14 protein-coding genes are annotated in these 15,952 nt (G+C 70.2%); 10 read left to right on the top strand and 4 right to left on the bottom strand.

The window, feature by feature from the left end:
* The 5 genes from ACIG5F_RS29960 (at position 1) to ACIG5F_RS29940 (ending at position 5,161) form a co-directional block, all read left to right on the top strand.
* On the top strand, positions 1-1,062 hold the full coding sequence (locus ACIG5F_RS29960; protein WP_396523154.1) for an ABC transporter permease: 1,062 nt from the start codon (positions 1-3) through the stop codon (positions 1,060-1,062).
* Positions 1,059-2,015 carry an ABC transporter permease gene (locus tag ACIG5F_RS29955; RefSeq protein ID WP_396523152.1) on the top strand — a complete coding sequence of 319 codons (957 nt, stop codon included), beginning with the start codon at positions 1,059-1,061 and terminating at the stop codon, positions 2,013-2,015. Before ACIG5F_RS29960 ends, ACIG5F_RS29955 begins: the two co-directional genes overlap by 4 nt.
* A complete protein-coding gene (locus tag ACIG5F_RS29950) occupies positions 2,012-3,517 on the top strand; it encodes a sugar ABC transporter ATP-binding protein (RefSeq protein ID WP_396523150.1) in 1,506 nt (501 codons plus the stop codon). Before ACIG5F_RS29955 ends, ACIG5F_RS29950 begins: the two co-directional genes overlap by 4 nt.
* A gap of 61 nt (positions 3,518-3,578) precedes the next feature.
* On the top strand, positions 3,579-4,817 hold the full coding sequence (locus ACIG5F_RS29945) for a PepSY-associated TM helix domain-containing protein (protein ID WP_396523148.1): 1,239 nt from the start codon (positions 3,579-3,581) through the stop codon (positions 4,815-4,817).
* On the top strand, positions 4,814-5,161 hold the full coding sequence (locus ACIG5F_RS29940) for a hypothetical protein (RefSeq protein WP_396523146.1): 348 nt from the start codon (positions 4,814-4,816) through the stop codon (positions 5,159-5,161). The genes ACIG5F_RS29945 and ACIG5F_RS29940 overlap by 4 nt, the downstream gene beginning before the upstream one ends.
* On the opposite strand, the gene ACIG5F_RS29935 is transcribed toward ACIG5F_RS29940, so the two are convergent.
* Complete coding sequence (locus ACIG5F_RS29935) at positions 5,133-6,227, bottom strand: acyltransferase family protein (RefSeq protein WP_396523145.1); 1,095 nt, start codon at positions 6,225-6,227, stop codon at positions 5,133-5,135. The genes ACIG5F_RS29940 and ACIG5F_RS29935 overlap by 29 nt on opposite strands.
* Positions 6,228-6,413: 186 nt before the next feature.
* Here ACIG5F_RS29935 and ACIG5F_RS29930 point away from each other — a divergent pair, with 186 nt between their 5' ends.
* On the top strand, positions 6,414-7,028 hold the full coding sequence (locus tag ACIG5F_RS29930) for a DUF6328 family protein (RefSeq protein WP_396523143.1): 615 nt from the start codon (positions 6,414-6,416) through the stop codon (positions 7,026-7,028).
* Positions 7,029-7,365: 337 nt separating this feature from the next.
* On the opposite strand, the gene ACIG5F_RS29925 is transcribed toward ACIG5F_RS29930, so the two are convergent.
* Positions 7,366-10,056 (bottom strand): ATP-binding protein, encoded by a 2,691-nt coding sequence (locus tag ACIG5F_RS29925; protein WP_396523141.1) that lies wholly within the window; start codon positions 10,054-10,056, stop codon positions 7,366-7,368.
* A gap of 196 nt (positions 10,057-10,252) precedes the next feature.
* Between ACIG5F_RS29925 and ACIG5F_RS29920 the strand changes: the two genes are divergently transcribed.
* Entirely contained in the window at positions 10,253-10,384 is a 132-nt protein-coding gene (locus ACIG5F_RS29920) for a hypothetical protein (protein ID WP_396523139.1), read from the top strand.
* Between the two features lie 3 nt (positions 10,385-10,387).
* On the opposite strand, the gene ACIG5F_RS29915 is transcribed toward ACIG5F_RS29920, so the two are convergent.
* A complete protein-coding gene (locus ACIG5F_RS29915; RefSeq protein WP_396523137.1) occupies positions 10,388-11,653 on the bottom strand; it encodes a DNA polymerase IV in 1,266 nt (421 codons plus the stop codon).
* Between the two features lie 173 nt (positions 11,654-11,826).
* On the opposite strand from ACIG5F_RS29915, the gene ACIG5F_RS29910 reads away from it, so the two are divergent.
* The gene (locus ACIG5F_RS29910) at positions 11,827-13,083 is read left to right on the top strand and encodes a peptidase S8 (protein ID WP_396523135.1); all 1,257 of its coding nucleotides are present in this window, start codon (positions 11,827-11,829) and stop codon (positions 13,081-13,083) included.
* A 22-nt stretch (positions 13,084-13,105) separates the two neighbouring features.
* On the opposite strand, the gene ACIG5F_RS29905 is transcribed toward ACIG5F_RS29910, so the two are convergent.
* A complete protein-coding gene (locus tag ACIG5F_RS29905) occupies positions 13,106-13,867 on the bottom strand; it encodes an SDR family NAD(P)-dependent oxidoreductase (protein WP_396523133.1) in 762 nt (253 codons plus the stop codon).
* Positions 13,868-13,965: 98 nt separating this feature from the next.
* Here ACIG5F_RS29905 and ACIG5F_RS29900 point away from each other — a divergent pair, with 98 nt between their 5' ends.
* Together ACIG5F_RS29900 and ACIG5F_RS29895 are read left to right on the top strand one after the other, a co-directional pair.
* Positions 13,966-14,898 (top strand): LysR family transcriptional regulator, encoded by a 933-nt coding sequence (locus ACIG5F_RS29900; RefSeq protein WP_396523131.1) that lies wholly within the window; start codon positions 13,966-13,968, stop codon positions 14,896-14,898.
* A gap of 437 nt (positions 14,899-15,335) precedes the next feature.
* A partial coding sequence (locus tag ACIG5F_RS29895) for a DUF222 domain-containing protein (RefSeq protein ID WP_396523129.1) occupies positions 15,336-15,952 on the top strand: 617 nt, incomplete at its 3' end.

Raw genomic sequence — 15,952 nt, 5'->3', positions numbered from 1 at the left:
ATGAGGCGTGTCATTCCCGTCTGGGCCAATCCCCGCATCGGCCTGCTGGTCGTGATCGTCGTGCTGGTCGCGGTGTTCACCGCGCTGCGGCCGGCGTTCCTCGACATCGACCTGACCCTCGTGCCCATGCAGTCCGACCTGACGGTGTTCGTCGTGGTCGGGCTGGCCCAGCTCGCGGTGTTGTCGCTGGGGCACATGAACCTGGCCGTGGGGCGGATGGCCGCGGTGTCGGCCTTCGCCTCCGGCTGGGCCTACGACAAGCTCGACGTTCCCCTGCCGGTCGGGCTGCTCATCGGGCTGGCCGTCGGGGCTCTCGTCGGCGCGGCCGCCGGCTGGACCATCGCCGCCACCGGCGTGAACTCGTTCGTGGTCACCCTGGCTCTCGACTTCGCCCTGATCGGCCTGGTTTCCTTGCTGTACAGCACGTTCAGCGACGGCGTCGCGTTCCATGTCGCCCCGGCCGGCCTGGACATCCTGCGCGGCGACACGTTCGCCGACTACTGCGTGGGCGACCTGTGCGGGCCGCCCGTTCCCCTGGTGGCGCCGATCGGGCTGGTGGCGGCGATCGCCGTCGGCGTCTTCTTCCGGAATTCCCGGCTGGGCCGGGAGATCCTGATGACCGGCGCCAACATCCAGGCGGCCAGGCTGTCCGGCATCCCCACCAACCGGCGGATCATCCAGGCCCACATGCTCTCCGGCCTGCTGGCCGCGCTGGCCGGATTCCTGTTGGCCGTCAACAACGGCGCGTTCTCGGCCGATATCGGCGGCTCGTTCCTGCTGCCCTCGTTCCTCGGGCCGGTGCTGGGCGGCACCCTGCTGGCCGGCGGCGCGGTGAGCGTGCTCGGCGCCGTCTTCGGCGCGGCGCTGACCGAGGTGATCCAGACCGGGTTGAACCTGCTCCAGTTCGAGGTGGAGAAGTTCAAGATATACATCGGGATCGTGCTGCTGGTGGCGCTGTCGCTGGACCGCCTGCGGCACGTGCTGGCCGAGCGGCGGAGCACGGTCGCGCCCGCGGCGGCCGGCCGACCCGAGCCGGCCGAGCAGCGGGAAGGTGCGGCATGACTGTCCTTCGTCCGAAAATCTCCTTCCGTTCCACCGAGTTCACCCTCGCCGTGCTGGCCGTCGCCGCCTTCGCCGTGCTGGCGCTGACCACCCACGGCAGCGTCCTGCACGCCGACACCCTGACCGCGATCTTCCAGTTCCTGGCCGTGCCCATGGTGATCGGCCTGGCCCAGATGGTGGTGCTGGGCGTGGGCCAGATGAACCTCAGCGTCGGCGTGCTGACCGGGTTCTGCGCGATGGTCACGGCCTGGCTAATGGTGGAGGTGGGCCTGCCGGCGTGGCTGGCGCTGGTGGCGGGCATCGCGACCGGCGCGGGAATCGGCCTGGTGAACGGGTTGCTCGTGGTGCTGACCAGGATCAACGGCTTCATCGTCACGCTGGCGACCATGACCGTCATCGACGGTCTGCGCTACGGCGTGCACGGAACCGCCACGTACCAAGGGTATTCGCCGGGTTTGGTGCGGTTGGGGCAGGCCTCGGTGCTGGGCGTGCCGACGGTGTTCCTGTTCGCGGTGCTGGTGGCGATCGCGGTGGCGGTGTTCTTCCGGCGTATGACCGTCGGCCGCCAGTTGCTGGCCAGCGGCGGAAACCCCTTGGCGGCACGGCTTTCCGGAGTGTCGAACGACCGGTCGCTGGTGCTGGCCCACCTGCTGTCGGGACTGCTGGCCGGGGTTGCCGGCGTGATCGTGGTGGCGCTGAGCGGATCGGTGAACGCGACCATCGGCGACGACCTGCTGCTGCCGAGCTTCGCGGCCCCGATCATCGGCGGCGTGGCGCTGGCCGGCGGCGTGGTGAGCGTGGTCGGCACCTGCCTGGCCGCGCTGATCGTGCGGCTGGTGGACGTGGCCCAGGCCCAGTACTCGATCAACCCGGACTGGGTGGACCTGATCGTCGGCGCGGTGGTGCTGGGCGCCGTGCTGATCACGCAACTCCGTGGGAGGGCGGCGAAATGACCGTGACCGCGGAGAAACTGGTCAAGGTGTTCCCGGGCGTGCGCGCCCTGGACGAGGCGACGCTGCGGCTGGCGCCCGGCACCGTGCACGCGCTGCTCGGCGAGAACGGGGCCGGCAAGAGCACCCTGATCAAGATCATGACCGGCGTGCTGCGACCGGACGGCGGCCGGATCGTGCTGGCCGACGGGTCGCAGGCGCACTTCGGCGGCCCGCACGACGCCCAGCGGGCCGGAATCGGTGTGGTGCACCAGGAACGCAACCTGATCCCGGCGTTCTCGGTGGCCGAGAACATCGCCTTGTCGGCCACGCCGCGGCGATTCGGCTTCGTCGACCGGAAAGCCGTGCGCGCGCTGGCCGAACGCTGCCTGGCGCAACTCGACGTGCGGCTCGATGTCGACCGGCCGGTGTCCTCGCTGTCGGTGGCGCAGATGCAGTTGGTGGAGATCACCAAGGCGCTGGCGGTGGATTCCCAGGTGCTGCTGCTCGACGAGCCGACGGCCTCGCTCACCTCGGACGAGGCCGAGCGGCTGTTCGCGGTGATGCGGGCGCTGCGGGACCGGGGCCACGCCATCGTGCTGGTCAGCCACAAACTCGACGAGGTCTTCGCCATCGCCGACACGGTGACCGTGCTCCGCGACGGCCGCAGCGTGGCCGAAGCCCAGCCGCTGGCCGACTTCCGGACCGAGGAGATCGTCGACCTCATGGTCGGCCGCGCGCACGCCGTGCTGGAGCTGGACCGCAAGCCGGTCGACCGGAACGCCGCCCCGGCGCTGGAACTCGACCACATCAGCACCGCCGAGGGCCATCACGACGTGTCGCTGACCGTGCGGCCGGGCGAGATCGTCGGCCTGTACGGGCTGGTCGGCGCCGGCCGCAGCGAGCTGGCCCGGGCCGTGCTGGGCCTGGACAAGATCACCGGCGGCTCGATCCGCGTCCACGGCGAACCGGCCCGGATCCGCGACGTCGGCGAGGCGCTGCGCCGCTACCGCATGGGCTACGTCACCGAGAACCGCAAGGAGGAGGGCGTCTTCCTGGAACAGCCGGTCAGCCGCAACATCGCCGTGACGGTGTGGCGGCGGCTGGCCCGCCTCGGCCTGGTCCGCGCCGGCGACGAGAACGCGCTGGTCGCGACCTACCAGGAGCGGCTGGGCATGCGGCTGTCCGGGCCCGGGCAGCTGGCCGGGCAGCTCTCCGGCGGCAACCAGCAGAAGGTCAGCCTGGCCAAGTGGCTGGCCGCCGACTGCGACATCCTCGTCATCGACGAGCCGACCGTGGGCATCGACGTGCGCACCAAGGCCGCCTTCCACGAGCTGATCGTCGGGCTGGCCGGCGACGGCCTGGCCATCCTGCTGATCTCCTCCGACCTGCCGGAGATGGTCACGCTGGCCGACCGCGTGCTGGTGATGCGCGAGCACCGGCTGGTCGGCGAGATCGACAACGACCACAGCTATGAGCGCACGTCACAGGCGGTGGGCCGGTTGTTGCACACGACTGGACGCTGAAGTTAAGTAAGGCTAACCTCACCCCGAGCGAACGTTGGTCGCATGATCAGGGGGTGGGTCGTTGAGCGACACTCTCACCCGCACCGAGGCGGCGCGGGTGTCAGTGGCGCGCGGCAGCAGGCTGCGGCGCTGGTCACGCCGGCGGCCGGTGCGACGCGCCCTGGTGCTCACGCACCGCTGGACGTCGTTGGTGCTCGGGCTGTTCCTCGTCATCGAGACGACCACCGGCACGATCCTGTTGTACCGGGCCGAATACTTCCGGGCCACGCACGCGCAGCTGTACCAGCACACCGACAGCGCCACCCCGATCGGCCTGAGCCAGGCCCGGGACATCGTGCGGCAGGCGCACCCGGACTTCGCGGCCGCCTGGGTCAGCAACGACGCCGGCGTCATCGCCGTCGGCGACCCCGCATTCAGCCACGTCTACGCGGTCGATCCCGGCACCGGGCACATCAACGGCTACGCCGGCATCGACGACGGCTTCATGGGCCTGATGGCCAACATCCACGACTGCGCGCTGACCTGCCCGACCGAGACCGGTTACGTGGCCTGGCTGGCCACCCCGGTCTTCGGCCAACCGCTGGGCGGCATCGTGCTGATTGTGTTGGGGCTGCTGATGGTTCTGCTGGCGATCACCGGCCTCATCACGTGGTGGCCCGGCATCCGGCGGATGTCGCACGGCTTGCGCGTACGCCTCAGGCGGGGTCGGTTCGCCCGGGACTACGACCTGCACAACGTGATCGGCCTGGTGGCGGTGCCGTTTGTGCTGATGTGGGGCGTCACCGGGGCCGCGTTCGAGTTGCCGGCCGTGGCGAACGCGTGGCTGGCCATCACCGGCGGCACGTCCGTCGATCCCGACCGGTTCACGTTCACGCCCAACCAGTCCCCCACCGGCGATGTCGGGCTCGACCAGGCCGTTTCCGTTGCGCTGCAACACCATCCCGGCGACATCCGCTACGTGAGCCTGCCCACCGACGACGCCGCCTACTACGGCGTGTCCATTTCCGGCTCGTACGCGCCGTACAACGCCCGAGCCTTCTTCGGCGGCGACGTCTTCGTCTACGTCGACGCGCACGACGCCGGCCATGTGTCCGTTGTGGACGGTAGTGAGGCCAGGCCGCTGGCCAACACGTTCTACGAGAAGGTGTTCGAGCCGGCGCACTTCGGCTGGCTGGTCAACGGCTGGTGGCGGATCATCTGGGTGGTGCTGGGCCTGACCCCGCTGGCGCTGATGATCACCGGCCTGTCGACCTGGCTGTACCGCGCCGGGACCAGGCGTCGCCGCCGGGCCAGGGCGTGATCGAGCCGCTGGCCTTCGCCACCACCGCCGTGTGCGCGCTGCTGGCGTTGGCCTGCCTGGTGTTCGCCGCCCGCTACGACTTCGCCCGAGTGCTGCCTTTTCTGGCCGGCATCGAGGTCGCCATGGTCGTGCAGACGATCGCCATCGTGATCGCCCGTCTCGGCGGCCACCAGCCGCGGGAATCCGGCGAGAACTGGGCGTACGTGGCGACTTCGCTGGTAGTCCTGCCGCTGGTCGCCCCGCTGGCGCGGCGATCCCGCTGGTGGGCGGCGGTGATTCTGGCCGCGGCGCTGGCGGTCGAGGCGATCGTCGTGATCAGACTGCAGACGACATGGCGGGCGTGACGACTTTCCGTCGCGGTCGGGTCAGGAAGCGTCGGCACGGCGTCTCCACGTACTCGTAGAGCACCCAGGCCAATCCCAGCGACGCCGCGAAGATCCCGGCCACCACCAGCATTTCGGCGGTGCTGCCCCGTTGCACCAGCCCCGGGAAGACGCGGCGCGCCACCCTGATCACCATCAGATGGACCATGTAGAAGGAGAACGAGAGCTCCCCGAGCCGGACCATCGTGCGGGACCTCCAGAACGACGCGTCCCCGCGCAGGTCGGCCACGGCCGCGGCCGGGATGAGCACGCCGATGCCGACCAGCGTGGCCACCGAATAGCCGTACTGGCCGGGCCACACCGGCACCAGGAAGTAGCTGATCAGCATCACCGCCACCGCGATGTCCAGCCGGGGGCCGCGCCAGCGGTCGAGGGCCACCAGGCGGGCCAGGGCGATGCCGAGCATGAACTCGCCGAGCCGAGCCGCGGGCAGGGTCTGCAACACCGGCCACGACGGCTCCGCCATCGCCGGCAGCACCACCAGCACCACGCTGGCCAGCGCGAACACCGTCGTGCCACGGGCCTTCAGCCGCCGGATCAGCAGGCCCCACAACGGGAACGTGACGTAGAAGAACGCCTCGCAGGCCAGCGTCCAGCTGACCGTGTTGAGTGACTGGTTCTGGCCGGGGATCCAGGAGTGCACCAGGAAGACGTTGGCCAGGAAACTGCCGATGCCCGGCACGCCGTAGAAGTTGTCCGGGCGGACCAACTGCCCGAGTGTCACGCCGAGCACGAGCGCGAGCAGGGCCGTGACCAGGTGGACCGGGTAGATCCGGGCGAACCGGCGTCGCCAGAACCGCAGCGGGCTGTCCCCGGGCCGGGCCGACCACATCAGCACGAAGCCGGACAGCACGAAGAAGAACGAGACTCCTACGTCACCCGCGCTGAACAGCAGCGACGCGATCTTCGAGCCGGCGGCGACCGGCGAGAGCATCGAGGTGACCACGATGTGCAGGCAGAACACCAGAAACGCGGCGGCCCAGCGCATTCCGGTCAGGGACGGAAGATCGGCTCGGGTAGCGGTCACGGGCGTGCGTAGGCCTCTCTAACGGGTGACGGGGTCCCGCCAACATACGTCACGTCTCCGATGACTCATCACGGACCGTGCGCGATGGTTGAACTCCCGGTGTCCCCTCGTTGAACGGATCGCGACATGACCCACAGCTCGGCTACCGCCCGTAGCCCATATGAGAGCCATGACCAGTGGAACCTCATGGCCCGCGGGGAGACGCCGACCCAGCGGCTCGACCGCAACTACGCCGAGCTGCTCCAGGAGATCCGGGTCGCCCAGACCGGCGTGCAGCTGCTGCTGGCGTTCCTGCTGTCGCTGGCCTTCACTCCCCGCTTCGCCTCCCTCGGCGAGTTCGACCGCTCCGCCTTCGTCGCCAGCCTCGTCCTCGGCGCCGCCGCCACCGCCCTGCTCATCGCCCCCGCCCCCGTGCACCGCCTGGTGTTCCAGCACCGCCTCAAGCGCCAGCTCGTCCACCTGACCAGCGGCCTCGCCCTGTCCGGCCTGGTCCTGCTGATGCTGTCCCTCTCATCGGCCCTCATGCTGATCCTCGACGTCGTGCTGGGCCAGGAATGGGCCGGCATGCTCACCGCCGGCATCGTCAGCTGGTTCTCCCTGTGGTGGTACATCGTTCCGCTGTGGCTGCGCTGGTGCCGGGGCCAGTCCCCTCGGGTTCGCAAGCGCCCCGTCCACGCCGGCCGGCCCCATCCCGACGGCACCCGCCCCGAGATCAGCCCCGGCCCTCGCCCCCGTGACGCCGGTCCCGTCCCCCGCCCGCGCAGCCACGATGACCGCCGGCCCGGCAACCGCTCCGCTTGAAATCCCCCACCCACCTCGGGGGGCGTCCCAGGTCCAGTATATCGGCCGAGGGGCCGGCGGAAGCCCGCGAAGCGGACCCTGTGGATTGCCACGGAGTTGTCCACAGGTCGCATCGGGGCACTTGACAATCTGAATTCCGTTGCCCGAAAACCCCGACCCGCGCGGCGGCCTCGGCCTCCGGCGCGATGTTCGGGCAGCGGAGCCGGGGGGGGGGGGGGGGGGCCCCCCCCCCCGCCCCCCCCCCCGGGGGGGGCGGGGGGGCGGGGGGGGGGGGGGGGGGGGGGGCCGGGGGCCCCCCCCCCCCCCCCCCCCCCCCCCGCGGCCCTGTGTCCGGCCCTCAGCCCGAGGCGGCCTGGCGCAGGCCGGCCTCGCGGGCGATGTCGGTGCGGGTGCGGACCTGGAGCTTGGCCAGGATGTGCGAGACGTGCGTGGTCACGGTGCGCCGGGACACGAACAGCCGCTCGGCGATCTGCGGATTGGACAGCCCGGCCACCACCAGCTGCGCCACCGTCGCCTCGGCCGGCGTGAGGCTGTCCCATCCGGTCTTGGCCCGCCGGTGCTTGACCTTCGGCCCCCGCCGCAGCCCCAGCCCCCGCAACGCCGCCTGCGCCCGCGCCAGCTGCCACTCGGCCCCCAGCTCGGCGTACAGATCCAACGCCCGCGAGGCCGCCGCCCGCGCCGAGCTCGACTGTCCGTTGTGGACAAACGCGACGGCGGCCGCCTCCAGGGCCTTGGCCCTGGGCAGCGGCAAGCCGCACTCGCGGTAGGCAGTGGCCGCCCGCAGCAACTCCTCGCCGTCGCCGTCGACCAGTCCACGGCAGTACGCGGCGGCGGCGATCCGGTGCCGGACCTCGGAATCCGAGGCCAGCTCGACGACCCGCTCGGTGGTCTCCCGCGCGGTGTGGAGATCACCGGCAGCCACCGCGAGCCGCACGATCTCCGGCAACACGTCATCGAAGTCGGCGGAGGTGCGCAGCGCCGCCAGCGCCTCGTCCAGCCGACCGGCCTGTTCCAACTCCAGGCTGGTGACCAGCGCGAGATGCAGCACGGACCGGCCGCCGATCTTCGCCGACCGCGCGATGTCCAGATGCCGCCCAGCGGCAACGTGATCGCCACGGTGCAGGTGGATCAGCGCGGCGATGCTGTGATCGCACGCGGCCACGGTCGCGTCCTTGAGCTCGTCGGCGACGAGGTCGACGTCCACCAGCACGTCGTCCCAGCGTCCGCAGTCGTACGTGACCTGCACGAGGGCGCTCTGCGCCTGCGCCATCCGGACGGTGTTGCCGACCCGCTCGGCCAGTTGCCGCACCTCCAGCGCGGCAGCCACGGCTTCATCGGTGCGGTCGACGCAGCACAGCGCCACCGCCCGGTTGACCCGCATCAGCAGGCTCAGTTCCGCGGTCGCGCCGTCCCGGCCGATCACCCGCACCGCGTGGTCGAGCAGATCCAACGCGTCGGTCATGTGGCCACGTTGAATGAGCACGATGCTGCGCACGTGCAGCGACCAGCCGACCACCCACTCATCGGTGGGCGCGGCGTCGACGGCGTCGAGTGCGGCTTTCTCAGCGGCGTCGGGATCGCCGTGGTTGAAGTGCGCTCGTGCGGTCAGCGCCAGCAACCTGGCACGCATACGGCCGGTGGTCTCGGGGTCGGACAGCGCGCGGTCGAGTTCGACCAGCGACTGCGCGTTCCGGCCGCCGATGTTGCGACACTGCCACAGCACATGGTGCAGCCACACGATCTGGACCGGGTCGGTGGACAGCGCGAGCGCGCGAATGCCGACCTGCTCGGCCTCGTCGAAATCGCCGGTGCGATACAACGCGTCGGCGAACCGGCTGGCCAGCGACAGCCGCCGAGCATCCCAACGCGGTACGGCGAGCACCCGGCGGAGCAGGTCCACGGCCGCGGACGGCGACTGGCCGATCAGCGCGCCCGCGTTGTCACACAACCAGTCCACGGTCCACTCGTCGGCGTCGGAGGCGACCAGCAGCTGCTTGGCCACGCGCTCGACCGGCGAACCGGCATCGGACAGCAGCCGGGCCGCCTCCAGGTGCCAGGCCGCTCGGACCGGTTGCGACATCCGTTCGTACAAGGCGGATCGCACGAGAGCGTGCCGGAACGACAGACCGTCGCCGGATTCGACCAACACCCCGGCCGCCGACGCCTGGTCGAGCGCGGGCAACAGGTCGACGATCGAGCGGCCGAGCACCACGCCCAGGTCGGCGACGGAGAACACGACCCCGAGCAGGGTCGCGGCCCGCAGCACGTGCCTGGTCTGCTCGGACAGGAAGTCCAGGCGATGGTCGATCGCCGCGGCCAGCGAACCCGGGCGGGCCGCGCCTTCGGCCACCGCGGTGACAAGTTCCGTTGTGTACAAAGGGTTTCCGGCCGCGCCTTCGGCGTGCCGGAGCAGCTCGGCCGAGGGCGGCGAGCCGACCAGGCGAGCGACGAGCTCACCGATCGCCTCCGCCGGCAGGGGCTCGAGGCTGATCTGGCCGTCAACGCCGAGCTGCCGCCACAACAGCGACAGGTCGTCCCGGACCGGCACCGGCCGCAGCGTGCCGATCAACAGCAACGGCAACTGGTCCACCAGCTTCACCAGCCGACTGAACACCGCGACGGTGACCTTGTCCGCCCACTGGAGATCGTCGATCGCGAGCACCACCGGCCCGTCGGCGCACAGCTCCTCGACCATGCCCAGCACGCGTTCCGCCGCGACGGCGGACGGGTCGACGACGGTCGGGACCTCGCCGCGCAACAGGCGCAACACCGACTGTCCCTCTTCGGAACGCTCCGCGCTCAGGGCCTCCAGCAGAGGCAACAGCGGCAACAGTTGACCGAGTTCGTCGCCTGCGCCCCAACGCACGCGGCAGCCCTTTTCCGCGGCGGCGTCGCACACGGCGTGAAGCAACGTGGTCTTGCCGATGCCGGGTTCGCCGTCGACGAGCGCCACGCCACCCCGACCACCGGCGAGTTCACGGACTCGGACGGTCAGCCGGGCCAGCTCGCGACTCCGCCCGATCAGCATGCACGGCAGAATACAACAAAAACAAGAGTTGAACAAGACATTTCATTTACCCGAACCATACGAGGTAAACGGGGAGCGACATAATTTCTCCCCACTGTTCATTCACCGCTGGTTCGAGCGTCACACTCCGACTGCCACCCTAGGCGTTGAATCGCGCACCACCTGTGTACTGATGCGTAATCATCACGGAGGAACAATGCGCTTCACCATGGCCGTCGTGGCGCTCGCGCTCGCCATCGCCGCAGGTACCGGCATTGTCGCCGTCGCAGCGGCGCCGACCCAGACCACCGGTTCCGTGGCGCCCGCCGCTGGCATGCCGTACGAATAACCGTCAATCAACCCCCCGTTCTTTCTGAGTTGTTCGTCCCAGCAACGAGGCTGGGCGCACGGCCGCGCCGCCGAATCGGGAACGTGCCGAGTCGGCGGCCTGGTCGGCTTCCCGCCAGCCGCGCTCCGGGGCGTCCATGAACAGCTGCTCGCCGATCTCGGACGCCTGCGCCAATTGCTCAACACGTACACCGATCAGCCGAACGGCGCCATACGGAACGTTCTCGGTCAGCAGTTTCGCGGCGGCTTGATAGACCTCTCGGGTGACATCGGTGGCCACCGGCAGGGTCCTCGATCGGGTGATGGTGGTGAAATCCTCGAACCGCACCTTGATCGACACGGTTCGGCCCCGCAGGCCCCGCGCCCGCAGCGAGGCGGCGGTGCGCTCGGACAGCCGCAGCAGCTCCCGCTTCAGCAGCTCCCGGTCGTGGTGGTCGACCTCGAACGTCTCCTCGGCGCCGATGGACTTCTCCGCCGACTCCGGCACGACCGGTCGCGAGTCGAGCCCCTTGGCCAACGCGTACAGGTGATCGGCGGCGGCGTTGCCGACCACGCGCCGAAGCCGAGCCGGCGGGGCCGCCGCCACGTCGCCGACGGTACGCATGTCGATGCGCTCCAACGCTTCCGCGGTGCGGCCGCCGACGCCCCACAGCGCCGACACCGGCAGCGGATGCAGGAACTCCAGCGAAAGTTCCTTGGGCACCACCACCATGCCGTCAGGTTTGGCCAGACCCGAGGCCAGCTTGGCGATGAACTTGGTGGACGCCACGCCGACCGAGCAGTTCACCCCGGTGCGCTCCAGCACGTCCGCACGCAGCTGGGCGCCGATTCGGGACGGCGTGGTGCGCAGCCGCCGCAGCGCGCCGGACACATCCAGGAACGCCTCGTCCAGGCTGAGCGGCTCGACCAGCGGCGTGAGCTCCCGGAACAGGTTCATCACGGCCCGGGACGCCTCGGTGTAGAGGGCGAAGGTGGGCGGGATGAACACGGCGTGCGGGCACAGCCGGCGGGCCCGGGTGGTCGGCATCGCCGAGCGCACCCCGAAGCCGCGGGCGATGTAGTTGGCCGAGGACACCACGCCCCGGTTGCCGGTGCCGCCCACGATCACCGGCTTGTCCTTCAGCTCCGGCCGCTCCCGGATCTCCACCGACGCGTAGAAGGCGTCCATGTCGACGTGCAGGATCGGGCAGCCGGTGTCGTCGGGCCACACGGTGTCCGACACCCGGAACCGCTCCACCAGGCCACGGGGCAGGTTGCCGCTGCGCCCCATGCGTCCCCCTCGATCACACGTTCGACTTGGTCAGGCCGAGTCTAGCGCCGGGGACTGACAAAACCGCAGCTCGTAACTGTGAGTGCGGCCAGTCGTTTGGCGGAGTGTCACCCGTGAGGGCGGCACGAGACGATCCAGTCCCGGAATGTGACGCGAGTCACCTAGGAGGCGGAATGTCACCCTGCGGCAGATCCCGATTCCTCGCAGTTCTCGCGCTGGCCGCCGCCGCGCTCGTACCCCTGTCCTTCGCGGCGCCTGTCGCCCAGGCCGCCCCGCTGCTGTCGACCCCATTGCTGTCAGGGGGCCTGGTCGACCTGGGCTGCGCCACCAGCCAGGCCCACTTCCACTGCCTGGGCAAGGCGATCAAGTCCCCCAACGGCCCCGGCCCGATGACCGTCACCAACCCGGTGGGCCTCGCGCCCGCCGACATCCAGGCCGCGTACGGGCTGACCGGCAAGACGTCCGGCGGCCGCACCGTGGCCATCGTGGACGCCATGGACGCGCCGACGGCCGAGGCCGACCTGGCCGTGTTCCGCAGCAAGCGCGGCCTCGCGCCGTGCACCACAGCCAACGGCTGCTTCAAGAAGGTCAACCAGAACGGGGCGACCAGCCCGCTGCCGGCCGGCGACTACGGCTGGGCCGAGGAGATCAGCCTCGACCTCGACACCGTCTCCGCCGCGTGCCCCGACTGCCACATCCTGTTGGTGGAAGCCAATTCCCCGGACACCGACCCGCTGATGACCGCCGTGGACACCGCGGCCGCGACGCCGGGCGTGGTGGCGATCTCCAACAGCTACGGCGGCGCCGAGGACGGCACCATCACCGCGGCCGACGCGCACCTCAACCACCCGGGCATCGCCGTCACCGCGGCCTCCGGCGACTCCGGCTACGGCGTCAGCTGGCCGGCATCCTCGCCGTACGTCACCGCCGTCGGCGGCACCACGCTCACCAAGGCCGCCGGCACGCCGCGCGGCTGGACCGAGAAGACGTGGTCGGGCGCCGGCAGCGGCTGCTCGGCGATCGAGCCCAAACCCACCTGGCAGCACGACACCGCGTGCGCCATGCGGACCGTCGCCGACGTCTCCGCCGACGCCGACCCGGCGTCCGGCCTGGGCATCTACGACACGTACAACAGCTGCGGCACGAGCTCGTTCTGCGACTTCCTGATCGCGCTGGGCCTGGCCCAGGGCGCGGACGGCTGGGTGCAGGTGGGCGGCACCAGCCTGTCCTCGCCGATCATCGCCAGCGTCTACGCGCTGGCCGGGAACTCGGTGACCTCGGGCTCGTACCCGTACGCGCACACGTCCGGGCTGAACGACGTGACCACCGGCTCCAACGGCAGCTGCGGCGGCACCTACCTGTGCACCGCCGGGCCCGGCTACGACGGGCCGACCGGGCTGGGCACCCCGAACGGGGTCACCGGCTTCTGATTTCCCTTGGGCGGCGGGATGTTCAGCGCATCCCGCCGTCCACGGCCAGCGTCCGGCCCGTCACGTACGAGCCGTCGGCAGAGACCAGGAAGGCCACCGCGGCGGCGATCTCCTCGGGCCGGGCCATCCGGCCGAGCGGCATCATCGCCTTGATCTCCGCGGCCAGATCCAGGTTGTCGCGGCCGCGGAAGTACTCCGGCGCCGCGCTTTCAGCCATGTCCGTCGCGGTGCCGCCCGGCGCGATGGCGTTGATCGTGATACCGCGGGCGCCCAGCTCCGGCGCCAGGTTCAGCACCATCGACTCCACCGCCGCCTTGCTCGACGCGTACAGCGTGTGGTGCAGGAACGACCGGTGCGCGCTGACCGAGGAGGTCAGCACGATCCGCCCGCCCTCGGTCAGGTGACGGGCCGCGTGCTTGGCCGCGAACAGCTGGCCGCGCACGTTCGTGTGATAGATCCGGTCGAAGTCCTCGGGCGTGATCGTCTCCAGCGCGCCGAAGTGCTCGATGCCGGCGTTGCTGACGAGAATGTCCAGGCCCTTCAACCGTTCCACGGTTTCGTCGACCAGCCGTGCGATCTGCTCCGGGTCGGCGACGTCGGCCTGGATGGCCACCGCGTCGCCGCCGGCGTCGGCGATCTCCTTGACCAGAGCGTGGGCCTGGTCCGCGTTGGCGCGGTAGTTGATAGCCACCGCCGCGCCGTCGCCGGCCAGCCGGCGCACTACCGCCGCGCCGATGCCGCGCGAGCCGCCCGTGACCAGCGCGATCTTTCCCTTGAGGCTCATCGCCTTCTCCTTCTCTTTGACACCTCTATTGCACTGCGCTGGGATATTCGTGGGAAGCGACAAAAGCAGCTATCGGTTATCGCGATCGGAGATGACGAGTGGAGCTGCGGGAACTGGCCGTGTTCGTGGCCGTGGCCGAGGAGATGAGCTTCACCCGGGCGGCCGAGCGGCAACACGTCGTGCAGTCGGCCGTGTCGGCCACCCTGCGCAACCTGGAGCGTGAACTCGGCGTTGAGCTGGTTTCCCGGACCACCCATCAGGTTTCGCTGACCGACGCCGGGCGGCTGTTCCTGCCCGAGGCCCAGCGCACCCTCGCCGCGGCGCGGGAGGCTCGGCACGTGCTGGAGCAGGTACGTGACGGGCTTCGCGGCACCCTGCGCCTCGGCGTCATGCTCGCCGCCAGCCCCGGTTCTCCCACGCCAGCATCGCTGATCTCCGCCTTCACCGCCGCGCACCCCGGCATCGAGGTCAGCGTCCGGGTCGGCGTCAGCGGCGATCACGCCGAGGACCTCCGCCGCGGCCGTCTCGACCTGGCCTTCATCGCCCTGCCGCCCGAGGACGTCAGCGGCGTTCGCCTGCACCGCCTCGTCAGCACGCGGATGGGGCTCGTCGTGCGCCCCGACCACCCCTTGGCCGGCCGGGACCGGGTCGAGCTCACCGAACTCACCGCCGAGCCCTTCGTCGAGACCACCCCCGGCTGGGGCACCCGCATCGCCGCCGACCGCGCCTTCCTCCGCGCCGGCATCGGCCGGGTGATCCGCTACGAGCTCGGCGACGGCGTCGGCGTGCTCGACTTCGTCCGCCACGGCCTCGGCGTCGCCCTCAGCCCGCCCATGATCGTTCCCGCCGACCTCGTCTGCGTGCCCATCGGCCGACACGCCCCCCGCTTCGTCGTCTCCCTCGCCGCCGCCGACCGGGAACCCAGCACTCCCGTCCGGGAAATGCTCCGCATCGCCGCCAAGTTGTCCACAGGGGCCAAGTTGTCCACAGGGGCCGCTTCGCGGCCGGGTTCCGGGCGGTGTCCCGAATAGACTGGCTGCGGGGGAAGCCCCCAGGGTTGGGTGGGCAATGGGGTTGGGATGGGTTTCGGCGATGTTCGAGGTGTGGTGGTGTGGTTGTGATTCGGGTGCCCGCGCCGCGCGGTTGCCGGAGGTGGGGTTTGCGGTGAGCGGTGGGGATGTTGTTCGGCTGGGGGTGGGGGGCGTTATCCAGGCTACTCCGGGTGGATTTTGCGCGGAGACCTCTGGGCGATGGCGTATCAAGGCGCTATCGGGCAGGCTCCGCCTGCCTCGATACGCAACAAGCTTATGCCATCGCCCCCCTCCGCGCAAAATCCACCCTCCGGAGCCTGAAGGTGTAGATCATTGTCGCGGTGGTGCTATGGGTGGGGTCGTCGCGATTATGCATGAAACGGGATTTCACCCGTTAGTGATTCGATTTGGATCTTCAATAGGGGTATCGTTGGGGTATGGAAGAAATCACCCGAGAGCTGGAATCCGCTGAGCCTTCGGGAGCGATGCTGGACCTGCTCCTCGGCGCGGATCTCTCCACCCTCACACCCGAGCAACAAGTCACCGCATTCGTCATGGCCCGCAAGATCACAGCGGTAGCCGACCACGCTCGGCTGTGCATTCTCCGGAATTTCGACGACCTAGCCGAGATGTCCATGGCCACCCACGAGTCCGAACAGTCCCTGTTCCGCCAACAGGAGCGCGCCCAGGTCCTGGACCGGCTGCCTCGGCTGTGTGAGCAGCTACGACGCGGGGAGATCGACCTACGCCGGCTGGAGACCGTCGACGAGCGGGTGGTCCACCTCGACCCCGCCACGATCCCCCAGATCGAAGACCAACTGGTCGAAGTCGCCGCCGAGCTCACCCGCACCCAACTCGCGCGCCGCACCACCAAGCTGGTCGCCGAGGCCGACCCGCTGGGCTACGAGCAGCGCCGCCAGAAGGCCCGCGACAAGGAGCGGCGGATCGAGTTCTACCCGCTGCCCAACGGCATGGCCGAACTCCGCATCCGCATGTCCGCGATCGACGCCCGGCAGTGCTACGACATCGCCACCGCCGACGCCCGCGCCCTGTG

The sequence above is a fragment of the Kutzneria sp. NPDC052558 genome (assembly GCF_044547355.1).
Taxonomy (GTDB): domain Bacteria; phylum Actinomycetota; class Actinomycetes; order Mycobacteriales; family Pseudonocardiaceae; genus Kutzneria.
The sequence above is the reverse complement of the archived record's forward strand: the minus strand, read 5'-3'. Positions and strand labels throughout refer to the sequence as shown.